The organism is Lysobacter zhanggongensis, from assembly GCF_046638635.1.
GTDB classification, from domain to species: Bacteria; Pseudomonadota; Gammaproteobacteria; order Xanthomonadales; family Xanthomonadaceae; genus Novilysobacter; species Novilysobacter luteus.
This window is the reverse complement of record NZ_JBJXHK010000070.1, coordinates 1-10,766: the sequence shown is the minus strand read 5'-3', so window position 1 is coordinate 10,766 and position 10,766 is coordinate 1. Positions and strand designations below refer to the sequence as shown.

At 67.4% G+C, this 10,766-nt stretch carries 8 protein-coding genes and 1 pseudogene; 7 read left to right on the top strand and 2 right to left on the bottom strand.

Annotated features, from left to right (window positions below):
* Window positions 1-200 precede the first annotated feature (200 nt).
* The 7 genes from rfbB (at window position 201) to ACKVMH_RS10815 (ending at window position 9,268) form a co-directional block, all read left to right on the top strand.
* The gene (gene rfbB / locus ACKVMH_RS10845; protein WP_412700289.1) at window positions 201-1,253 is read left to right on the top strand and encodes a dTDP-glucose 4,6-dehydratase; all 1,053 of its coding nucleotides are present in this window, start codon (window positions 201-203) and stop codon (window positions 1,251-1,253) included.
* A gap of 10 nt (window positions 1,254-1,263) precedes the next feature.
* Window positions 1,264-2,148, top strand: a complete 885-nt coding sequence (gene rfbA / locus ACKVMH_RS10840; protein ID WP_412700288.1) for a glucose-1-phosphate thymidylyltransferase RfbA — start codon at window positions 1,264-1,266, stop codon at window positions 2,146-2,148.
* Window positions 2,145-2,702, top strand: coding sequence for a dTDP-4-dehydrorhamnose 3,5-epimerase (rfbC, locus tag ACKVMH_RS10835; RefSeq protein ID WP_215219825.1), 558 nt, complete (start codon window positions 2,145-2,147; stop codon window positions 2,700-2,702). Before rfbA ends, rfbC begins: the two co-directional genes overlap by 4 nt.
* Window positions 2,703-2,709: 7 nt before the next feature.
* The gene (rfbD, locus tag ACKVMH_RS10830) at window positions 2,710-3,603 is read left to right on the top strand and encodes a dTDP-4-dehydrorhamnose reductase (RefSeq protein ID WP_412700287.1); all 894 of its coding nucleotides are present in this window, start codon (window positions 2,710-2,712) and stop codon (window positions 3,601-3,603) included.
* Window positions 3,604-3,745: 142 nt separating this feature from the next.
* The gene (locus ACKVMH_RS10825) at window positions 3,746-5,734 is read left to right on the top strand and encodes an alpha/beta hydrolase family protein (RefSeq protein ID WP_412700286.1); all 1,989 of its coding nucleotides are present in this window, start codon (window positions 3,746-3,748) and stop codon (window positions 5,732-5,734) included.
* Window positions 5,735-5,820: 86 nt separating this feature from the next.
* Window positions 5,821-7,908, top strand: coding sequence for a S9 family peptidase (locus ACKVMH_RS10820; protein ID WP_412700285.1), 2,088 nt, complete (start codon window positions 5,821-5,823; stop codon window positions 7,906-7,908).
* 109 nt (window positions 7,909-8,017) lie between these two features.
* Window positions 8,018-9,268, top strand: coding sequence for a DUF819 family protein (locus ACKVMH_RS10815; protein WP_412700284.1), 1,251 nt, complete (start codon window positions 8,018-8,020; stop codon window positions 9,266-9,268).
* 60 nt (window positions 9,269-9,328) lie between these two features.
* Here ACKVMH_RS10815 and ACKVMH_RS10810 read toward each other — a convergent pair whose 3' ends face one another.
* On the bottom strand, window positions 9,329-10,339 hold the full coding sequence (locus ACKVMH_RS10810; RefSeq protein ID WP_412700283.1) for a magnesium and cobalt transport protein CorA: 1,011 nt from the start codon (window positions 10,337-10,339) through the stop codon (window positions 9,329-9,331).
* Between the two features lie 29 nt (window positions 10,340-10,368).
* A pseudogene (locus ACKVMH_RS10805) lies at window positions 10,369-10,766 on the bottom strand (DUF4105 domain-containing protein); the annotation flags it as partial.

Sequence of the window (10,766 nt, the reverse complement as noted above, 5' to 3'; positions counted from 1 at the left end):
GGCTACCGCGGCGGTGATCGCAGCGAGCGCCCGGCACGCCCGGCGGCCCGGCAGGAAGCGCCGCGGCGCGAGGCGCCGCCGGCCAAGTCGAATGACTTCGGCGACGACTTCGCGGATGACGATATTCCGTTCTGAGCTCGAGCGACGGCTTGCACCGCGTCGTTCCAGTGGCTGCCCGTGTCGGGTTTAAGGGGAACGGCATGCCTATCTGGTTGGTAACCGGCGGGGCCGGGTTTATCGGCGGCAATTTCGTCCTTGATGCAGTCCGTCGTGGCAACAAGGTGGTCAATCTCGATGCGCTGACCTACGCGGGCAACCTCGACACGCTCGCCTCGCTGGCGGACCACCCGCGCCACGTCTTTGTCGAAGGCGACATCGGTGACGCCGACCTGGTCAAGCGCCTGCTGGATGAGCACCGGCCTGAAGCCGTCATCAACTTCGCCGCCGAGAGCCACGTCGACCGTTCGATCGATGGCCCCGGGGGGTTCGTCCAGACGAACGTGGTCGGCACGTTGAGCCTGCTGGAAAGCACCCGTGACTACTGGAAGGCGCTCGACGCAACGGCGCGCGATGCATTCCGGTTCCTCCACGTTTCCACCGACGAGGTCTACGGGACGCTCGGCGATACCGGCCGGTTCACCGAGACCACGCCCTACGCGCCCAACTCCCCGTATTCGGCATCCAAGGCGGCCTCCGACCACCTGGTCCGGGCGTTCCACCACACCTACGGGTTGCCGGTACTCACCACCAACTGCTCCAACAACTACGGCCCCTACCAGTTTCCGGAGAAGCTCATCCCGCTGGTCATCGCCAAGGCGTTGGCCGGCGAGCCGCTGCCGGTCTATGGCGACGGGTTGAACGTCCGGGACTGGTTGTACGTGGGCGACCATTGCGACGCGATCCGCACGGTGCTCGAGCGCGGCCGGGTGGGCGAGACCTACAACGTCGGTGGTGACGCCGAGCGCACCAACATTACCGTCGTCCGCACCATCTGCGCATTGCTCGACGCACGGCGTCCGCTGGCCGACGGCCGCGCCCGTGAATCGCTGATCACCTACGTCAAGGACCGACCCGGCCACGATCGCCGCTATGCGATCGACGCGGACAAGCTCAAGGGGGAGCTGGGCTGGGCGCCGACCGTGACCTTCGACGAAGGCATGGCCCGCACGGTCGACTGGTACCTCGACAACGCGCCGTGGGTGCAACGGGTGCTGGATGGCAGCTACCGCCTCGAGCGCATCGGCCAGGCCTGAGGGAGATCGCATGAATCGCAAGGGCATCATCCTGGCCGGCGGCTCCGGCACCCGGCTGTATCCGATCACGCAGGCGATCAGCAAGCAGCTGCTGCCGATCTACGACAAGCCGATGATTTATTACCCGCTCAGCGTGCTGATGCTGGCGGGGATCCGCGAAGTGCTGATCATCAACACCCCGCACGAGCAGGCGCTCTTCCAGAACCTGCTGGGTGACGGTTCGCAGTGGGGCATGAAGATCGAGTACGCCGTGCAGCCGAGCCCCGACGGGCTTGCGCAGGCGTTCCTGATCGGCCGGGAGTTCTTGGACGGGCAGCCCAGCTGCCTCGTGCTGGGCGACAACATCTTCCATGGCCCGGGGCTGACCGCGATGCTCGCGCGGGCCGGCCAGCGTGAAACCGGCGCCACCGTGTTCGGTTACTGGGTGAGCGACCCGGAGCGTTACGGTGTAGCCGAATTCGATGGTGACGGCCGGGTGGTGGGGTTGGAAGAGAAGCCTCCGAAGCCGCGGTCCAATTACGCGGTGACCGGCCTGTACTTCTACGATGACCGTGCCAGCGAGTTCGCGTCGCGTCTCAAGCCGTCGCACCGCGGCGAGCTGGAAATCACCGACCTCAACAAGTGCTACCTCGATGAAGGTTCGCTGCACCTGGAGCGCCTGGGACGCGGCTATGCGTGGCTCGACACCGGCACCCACCAGTCGCTGCTCGAGGCGTCCAACTACATCGAGACGATCGAAGCCCGCCAGGGCCTGCGCGTGTGCTGCCCGGAAGAAATCGCCCACGGCAACGGCTGGATCGACGACGACCGCCTGCGCGAGCTGGCCCGACCGCTGGTGAAGAATGGCTACGGCAAGTACCTCCTGGACCTGATCGGCCGCGGGTATGTGCCATGAAGGTGATCGAGACGGACCTGCCGGGTTGCCTGGTGATCGAACCGCGCGTGTTCGGGGACGACCGCGGTTTCTTCTTCGAATCCTTCAATCACGACCGCCTGCGCGAACATGGGCTGCAACCGGCGTTCGTGCAGGGCAACGTGTCGTCATCGGTGCGCGGCGTGCTGCGCGGGCTGCACTACCAGTGGCCCAATCCGCAGGGCAAGTACGTGTCGGTGGTTGAAGGCGAGGTGTGGGACGTGGCTGTCGACATCCGGCGCGGTTCGCCCACCTTCGGTCGCTGGACCGCCGTGGTCCTGAGCGCTGAGAACAAGCGGCACTTCTGGATCCCGGAAGGCTTCGCCCATGGCTTCGTGACACTGAGCGAGCGTGCCGTGTTCACCTACCTGTGCACGGCCACCTACGACGCCGCCGCCGACGCCAACATCCGTTGGGACGATCCGCGGCTGGCCATCGACTGGCCGGTCACCGACCCGCAGCTGTCCGGCAAGGATGCCGCCGCACCGCTGCTGGACGACGTCGCGTTGGATCGCCTGCCCGTCTTCAGTACCTGAGGCGACGATGAGGATCCTGCTCCTCGGTGGCAACGGCCAGGTCGGCCATGAATGCCGGCGCAGCTTGGCGACGCTGGGCGAGGTGGTTATCACCACGCGCAGCGGAAACCTGCCCGACGGCACTGATTGCGGATTGCTTGACCTCGCCCGGCTCGACACCATCGCGCCGCTGGTCGAGCGGGTTGCCCCGGACGTCGTCGTCAATGCCACCGCCTACACCGCGGTGGATCGCGCCGAGGACGATGTCGACACGGCGTTCCTGATCAACCGCGACGCGCCTGCGCGCCTCGCCGAGGTGTGTGCCGCGCGGGAATCCCGGTTGGTGCATTTCTCGACCGACTATGTATTCGACGGCGCTGGCACGCGCCCCTGGCGTGAGGACGACGCCCCGGCACCGCTGGGCGTCTACGGCCAGAGCAAGCTCGCCGGGGAACAGGCGATCCAGGCCTCCGCCGCGCACCATTTGATCCTCCGCACGGCTTGGGTATACGGCCTACACGGTGCCAATTTCCTGCTGACCATGCTGCGCCTGGCCTCGGAGCGGGAGGAGCTCAGCGTCGTGGCCGACCAGGTCGGTTCACCGACACCGGCGTGGCTGATCGCCGACGTGACCGCGACCATCCTTCGCCAGGGCATGGCGGCTTCCGGGGTCTGCCACCTCGTGAGTGCGGGACAGACCAGTTGGCACGGGTTCGCCGAAGCCATCTTCGACGAAGCGCACGACCTTGGCCTGCTTGCTCGAAAGCCCCGGGTAACGCCGATCCCGACCTCCGGCTTTCCGACGCGGGCGACGCGCCCCGCCTACTCGGTGCTGGACACTGGCCGTCTGGAACGCGAGTTCGGCATCGAGCTTCCGGCGTGGCGACAAGCCCTGCGCACTACACTGCAGCAGCGCGCCTGACGCTCGATCGGGTTAGGCTTTAGCGGGGCCGCAATACGCAGTCCCGCAAGACGACGGGGAACGTCGAGTATCCAGTGCTGCCAGCTCCGCCGCGGCTGTTCCCGGCGGGGTGCACGGCTGAGCTAACGGACAGAGGGATCGCATGAAGCATTTGTTCTGGGGAGTGGTGTTGGGCGCGGTGCTGGCAGTGCCGGCCGCGCATGCAGTGCAGGTCGAGTCGTACGTCAAGGACGACAAGTTCGACCAGATCAAGATTTCGCCAACCGGCGAGTACTTCGCGGCGACCGTGCCGCTGGACGACGGCCGCAAGACCGCACTGGTCATCATGCGCCGCAGCGACAACGCCGTAACCGCCACCTTCATGCAGGGCACCAATACCCATGTGGCGGGTTTCCAATGGGTCAACGACGAGCGTGTGCTGATCAGCCTGGCCGAGAAGTTCGGCGCGCTAGAGCAACCCGGCTCGACTGGCGAGCTCTACGGCATCAATGCCGACGGAAGCCAAGCCGACATCCTGGTGGGCCAGCGGGTCCACGGCGGCGGGCCGGGCACGCGCATCCAGCCCAAGAAGGTGGAGCGGATCGCGGCATTCCTCGTCGACGACCTGCCGGCGGACGATCGCCACGTGATCATCTCGGTCAGCCCGTTCCACGCGGATGCGTTCACCGACGCCGAACGCATGGATGTCTACTCGGGCCGTCGCTTCAAGGTGGCGTCCGCACCCGTACGCAATGCTTCGTTCGTGACGGACAACCGCGGCGTGGTGCGGTTTGCGGTCGGCTCCGGCACCGACAACCGCCTGCGGCTCTACTACCGCGATGGCGAGGGCGCGCCTTGGGAGCTGCTCAATGACCAGTCGACCACCGGCATTGCGCAGTGGCCCGTGGGGTTCGCTGCCGATGACCGCACCGCCTACCTCAGGACGGAGAAGCCCGACGGCCCGGACGCGATAGTCGCCTATGACATCGGCACCGGCAGCCAGCGCGAAGTCCTGCGCGACGACAGTGTCGATCCGACCGCCATGATCTACCGCAACGGGACCTCGGTGCCGGTCGGCGCCTTCTTCATGGACGGACGGTTCCGTACCGAGTTCTTCGACGACCAGGCACAAGAGGCCCGCCTCTATCGCAGCCTTGAGGCGGCCTTTGCGGATCAGGCGGTGGAGATCACCTCGCGCACTGCGGACGGCCGGATTGCCCTGGTCCAGGTCTGGAGCGACCGTAACCCTGGCGACTTCTATCTCTTCGATACCGTGGAGAAGAAGGCCGAGCATCTCCTGAGCCGGGCGGAGTGGCTCGACCCCGAACAACTGGCCGCGAAGCGACCGGTGCAGATCACCGCCCGCGACGGTTTGGTGCTGCACGGTTATGTGAGCGTCCCGGCCGGTTCGAGCGGGAAGGATCTGCCCACCGTCGTGATGCCGCACGGCGGCCCGTTCGATGTCCGCGACACGTGGGTGTTTGACGGCGACGTCCAGATGCTGGCCGATGCCGGCTACGCGGTGCTCCAGCTGAACTTCCGGGGATCGGGTGGCTATGGAAGGGCATTCACCTCGGCGGGCGCGCGCCAATGGGGCCAGGCCATGCAGGACGACCTGACGGACGCCACCCACTGGCTGGTCGAGCAGGGCATCGCTTCCGCCGACCGGATCTGCATCTACGGCGCGAGCTACGGTGCTTATGCGGCGCTGATGGGCGCGGCCCGCGAGCCGGACCTGTACCGGTGCGCCGCCGGTTATGTGGGCGTCTACGACCTGCCGACCATGCATACCCACGGCGACATCCAGGAGCGGGGCTCCGGGGAAAACTACCTGCGTGAGTGGCTGGGGGAGCGCGATTCACTCGCCGCCTTCTCGCCCAATCGGATGGCCGACCGGATCAAGATCCCGGTGTTCCTGGCGGCCGGTGGCGAGGACGAGCGCGCGCCGGTCCAGCACACCCGGATGATGGAACGTTCGCTCATCCAGGCGGGCCTGCCGGTGGAGAGCCTGTACTACGACAACGAGGGGCACGGGTTCTACCGTCCCGAGCACAAGCGCGAGTACTACACCCGCCTGCTCGCATTCCTCGCCCGGCACCTGGGAGGCGAACCCGCCACTGACGCAACGGATGGGGCCGTGGCGTCCGACTAGCTTGCTTGCCGCACACGACCCGCCCTTTGCCGACCACCGCGCCTGCGCCTACCATCGGGGATCGTCGATCCCGGGGAAAATCCGCCATGAACCTGCGTCAAGCCGTGCTGCCGGTGCTGATCGCGCTTGTCCTGCCCGCCATGAGCCCGTTGGCCGTCGCGGCCACGCGCGGTCTCCAACCGAAGGACCTGGCTACGCTGGACCGCTGGTCCTCGCCGGTGTTGTCGCCGGACGGCCGGCTGCTGGTGGTGGCCAAGCGCGAGGTCGACTTCGATGGCAACAAGGCCGCGACCTCCCTCTGGCTCGAGAACCTGGTGGCGCGCGACGCCGCGCCGCCGGTCCGGCTGACGCCGGAGGGCTGGAACGTCAACTCGCCGGTGTTTTCGCCGGACGGTGGCGTTGTCTACTTCCTGAGCGGCAAGTCGGGCAGCTCCCAGCTGTATTCGATACCGGTGGACGGCGGCACGCCGCGCCAGCTCACCGACTTCCCGGTGGACGTGGGCGGGTTCCAGGTGTCGCCCGACGGACAGCGCATCGCCTTCAATGCCGAAGCCTTCATCGATTGCGGCAGCGACCTGGCGTGCACCGGCAAGCGGCTCAAGGCCGAAGCCGACAGCCCGGCGACCGGGGTGGTGTACGACCGCATGTTCGTCCGCCACTGGGACGCCTGGAACGACGGCCGGCTCAACCGCGTGTTCGTCGCGACGCTGCCGGGCGACGGGGTCGCGGTCAGCACCGCGACCGCGATCGCATCCGACGTCGTTGCCGATATCCCGTCCAGGCCGTTTGGCGACAGCAGCGAGTACACCTGGGCACCCGACGGTCAGTCGTTGGTGCTCAGCGCGCGCACGGCGGACCGCACCGAACCTTGGTCGACCAACTTCGACTTGTACCGGGTCAGCGCCGACGGCAGTGGTGCCGCCGAGAACCTGACCGCCGGCAACCCGGCCTGGGACACCGGCGCGGTGTTCGGTGACGCCAACACGCTGTACTACCGCGCGATGAAGCGGCCCGGCTTCGAGGCTGACCGCTTCGGCCTGATGGCGCTGGACCTGGCCACCGGCGAGCGACGCGAGATCGCGCCAGGGTGGGACCGCTCGGCCGGCAGCGTCGTGGTCTCCGAGGATGGCGAAACCCTCTACGTCACCGCGCAGGACACCGGCGAGCATCCACTGTTCGCCGTTCACGTCGACAGCGGCGGCGTCACCGAGATCATTGGCGACGGCAGCATCGCTTCGGTGTCGCTGGCCGGCGGCACGCTCGCGTTCACCCGGGCCACCCTGGCCAGTGGGGCGCAGGTGTTCGTCGGAGGTATCAACGGCGCACCCGAGCGGGCCATCACCCCGAGCGCGGCCGACATGCTGCCGGAGGTGGGCTTCGGCGCGTTCGAACAGTTCACCTTCAACGGCTGGAACAACGAGACCGTGCACGGCTACGTGGTCAAGCCGTGGAACTACGAGGAAGGCCGCAAGTACCCGGTCGCGTTCCTCATCCACGGCGGGCCGCAGGGCAGCTTCGGCAATGGTTGGAGCTACCGCTGGAACCCGCAGACGTACGCCGGTCAGGGCTATGCCGTGGTGATGATCGACTTCCACGGGTCGACCGGCTACGGCCAGGCGTTCACCGATGCTATCAGCCGGCACTGGGGTGACCGTCCGCTGGAAGACCTGCAGAAGGGCTGGAAGGCCGCGCTGCGCAAGTACGAATTCCTGGACGGCGGCAACGCCTGCGCACTGGGCGCCAGCTACGGCGGCTACATGGTCAACTGGATCGCGGGCAACTGGCACACGCCGGCATCCGGTGCCTGGAAGTGCCTGGTCAACCACGACGGCGTGTTCGACACCCGCATGATGGGCTTCGTCACCGAGGAACTGTGGTTCACCGAGTGGGAAAACGGCGGCACGCCGTGGACGGTCCCGCAGAACTACGAACAGTTCAATCCGAGCCGGCACGTCGACAAATGGCGGGTGCCGATGCTGGTGGTGCATGGCGAGCAGGATTTCCGGATCCCGGTCAGCCAGGGGCTGGCGGCGTTCACCGCGCTGCAGCGCCAGGGGATCGAGTCGAAGTTCCTGTACTTCCCCGACGAGAACCACTGGGTGCTCAAGCCGCACAACAGCGTGCTGTGGCACGAAACGGTCAACGACTGGCTGCAGCAGCACCTGGGCAAGTGATCCAATGACGCCGGGGCAGGCGTGGAGCGCGCGCTGCCCCGGTGGTTCCCCATAGACGAGGGCCGCACGCGGCCCGGGCCAGGATGCCCGCCCCAACGGAGTGTCCCGCATGGCCCCAGCCGCATCGACCGCCCTGATCACCAACGACGCCACCGTCCTGGGCCTGCTGGCCATCACACTGGGTGCGGTGTTCTGGACGGCCTCGCGGCCCGACGGCTTCTGGCAACGGTTCTACACCTACGTGCCGGCGCTGCTGATGTGCTACTTGCTGCCCTCGATCTACCACAGCATCGGGCTCATCGACGGCAACCTGTCGGGTCTGTACCCGATGGCCCGTGACTACCTGTTGCCCAGCTCGCTGGTGCTGCTGTGCATCGCCATCGACCTGGGTGCGGTGCTGCGGCTCGGTCCCAAGGCCGTGATCATGTTCCTCACCGGCACCGCGGGTGTGATGCTCGGTGGCGTGGTGTCGCTGCTGGCCATGGGCGTCATCCATCCCGAGGCGGTGGCCGGCGAGACCTGGCGCGGCATGACCACGGTTGCCGGCAGCTGGATCGGCGGCGGTGCCAACCAGGCGGCCATGAAGGAAGTGTTCGACGTCGAGACCACGCTGTTCGGCCAGTTCGTCGCGGTCGACGTGCTCGTGGCCAATGTCTGGATGGCGGTCCTCCTGCTGATGGCGGCCCGCGCCAATGCGTTCGACCGCTGGACCCGCGCCGACACCAGCGCGATCGACGACCTCAAGCAGCGCATCGAGGCGTTCCAGGCGCAGCATTCGCGTATCCCCACGCTGACCGACCTGATGGTCATCCTCGCGGTTGGCCTCGGTGCCACGGGCCTGTCGCACGGGTTGGCCGACCCGCTCGTGTCGTGGATCGGGACGTTGCCGGCCGAGTGGCGCCTGCGCGACTACAGCCTTGACTCGCGCTTCTTCTGGATCGTGGTGTTCGCCACCACCATCGGCCTGCTGCTGAGCTTCACGCGCGCCCGCCAGCTCGAAGGTGCCGGCGCCTCGCGGGTGGGATCGGCCATGCTCTACGTGCTGGTGGCGACGATCGGCATGCACATGGACCTCGGCGCCTTGTTGGATCGTCCATGGCTGTTCCTGCTCGGCCTGATCTGGATCTCCGTGCATGCCGCCCTGATGCTCGGCGTCGCCAAGCTGATCCGGGCGCCGCTGTTCTTCATGGCGGTGGGCTCGCAGGCGAACATCGGTGGCGCGGCATCGGCCCCGGTGGTCGCAAGTGCATTCCACCCGGCGCTCGCTCCGGTGGGCGTCCTGCTGGCCGTGCTCGGCTATGCCCTGGGCACGTACTGCGCCTACATCACCGGCCTGCTGCTGCAGGCGATCGCAACCTGATCGCCGCCGCACCGGCGCCCGCAGGAGCGCGGGTGCCGCTTCACGTGTCAAATGGGCCAGCTAGAGCCAGCGCGCGCGCTTGAACATCCGGTAGAGCACGATGCAGACCGTGCCGACCACGCCGACCAGCACGGCGTAGCTCCAGCGCCCATGCAATTCGGGCATATGCACGAAGTTCATGCCGTACCAGCTGGCGACCAGCGTCGGCGCGGCGAGCAGCGCCGCCCACGCGCCCAGGCGCTTGACGGTCTCGCCCTGGCGGACGGTGACCAGTGACAGGTTCACGCTGACCGCCGCGGTCAGCATCTCGCGCAGGGTGTCGGTGGATTCGTTGATGCGGACCGCGTGGTCGTGCACGTCGCGGATATAGAGCTGGATCTCCTCGTCGAGCAGCCCGCCGCGCACGCGGGTGAGTTGGCCCAGGATGTCCTGCAATGGCGCGACCGCCATGCGCAGCCGGGTGAGCTCGCGCTTGAGGTCGTAGAGCTTCTGCACGGTGCCCTTGCGGAATTCCTCGGCGAAGATGTCCTGCTCGAGTGCGTTCAGGGCGTTGCTGAACTCGTCGACGATCGGCAGGAAGTTGTCGACCACCATGTCCAGGACCGCGTACAGCGCGGCGCCCGGGCCGTGGCGCAACAGCTCCGGTTCGCGCTCCATCCTCGCGCGCGCAGCGGTGTAGCTGCTCGAGGCGCCATGGCGAACGGTGACGAGGTAGCGGGGTCCCACGAACACGTGGGTCTCGCCGAAGCGGATATGGCTGTCGATCGTCTGCGCGGTGTGCAGCGCGATGAAGAGTGACTGCCCATAGGTTTCGATCTTCGGCCGCTGGTGGGCGTGGTGGGCGTCCTCGACCGCGAGGTCGTGAAGCCCGAACTCCTCCTGCAGCTTGTCCAGCACGCCCTCGCCGGGTTCGTACAGACCGACCCAGACGAAGCTGCCGTCGTCGACCTCGAGTACGTCGCTGATCGCGTCGAGCGTGATGTCGCGACGTTCGCCGTTGCGATCGTAGGCCGCGCAGTTGACGACGCTGTCGGGCATCGAGGCGGCGGGTGGGGGTGGCGGAAGGCTCATAACGCCATCGTGCCCCGCCGCCGAGGGCCTCACAAGCGCCGGGGCGGCGCGCGCCTCGGATGCCGGCCGAAGGTCCAGGCCAGTGCCAGATGGACCGGCCACAGCAGCACGATCCAGTGCAGGTGGCGTTGCGGCAACGCGCTCAACCAGTACGCGAACAGAGCGAACAGCGGCAGCGCCGCCACCAGCCACAACAGCCAGCGGAACCACGTACCCGGCACGCGGCCGCGCAGCAGCGACACGCTGCCCGGCAGCAGCAGCCAGCACAGCGGGTTGAACAGCAACAGGCCGTGGTTGGCCCAGCCAAACCGGTGCGCCGTGCCAAACCAGATGAAGAGCATCAGTGCGCCCGCCAGGCCGGCAACGGCCCAGGTGAGCGCGGCGATGCCCGCGACCGCACGCGGCGCCCGCGCGCCGAGCCAGGCCA

Excerpts from the sequence above, each read along its gene's own strand:
- ACKVMH_RS10810 (WP_412700283.1), bottom strand. The coding sequence starts at position 10,339 with ATGAGCCTTCCGCCACCCCCACCCGCCGCCTCGATGCCCGACAGCGTC.
- ACKVMH_RS10825 (WP_412700286.1), top strand. The coding sequence starts at position 3,746 with ATGAAGCATTTGTTCTGGGGAGTGGTGTTGGGCGCGGTGCTGGCAGTG.
- ACKVMH_RS10815 (WP_412700284.1), top strand. The coding sequence starts at position 8,018 with ATGGCCCCAGCCGCATCGACCGCCCTGATCACCAACGACGCCACCGTC.
- rfbB (WP_412700289.1), top strand. The coding sequence starts at position 201 with ATGCCTATCTGGTTGGTAACCGGCGGGGCCGGGTTTATCGGCGGCAAT.
- ACKVMH_RS10820 (WP_412700285.1), top strand. The coding sequence starts at position 5,821 with ATGAACCTGCGTCAAGCCGTGCTGCCGGTGCTGATCGCGCTTGTCCTG.
- rfbD (WP_412700287.1), top strand. The coding sequence starts at position 2,710 with ATGAGGATCCTGCTCCTCGGTGGCAACGGCCAGGTCGGCCATGAATGC.
- rfbA (WP_412700288.1), top strand. The coding sequence starts at position 1,264 with ATGAATCGCAAGGGCATCATCCTGGCCGGCGGCTCCGGCACCCGGCTG.
- rfbC (WP_215219825.1), top strand. The coding sequence starts at position 2,145 with ATGAAGGTGATCGAGACGGACCTGCCGGGTTGCCTGGTGATCGAACCG.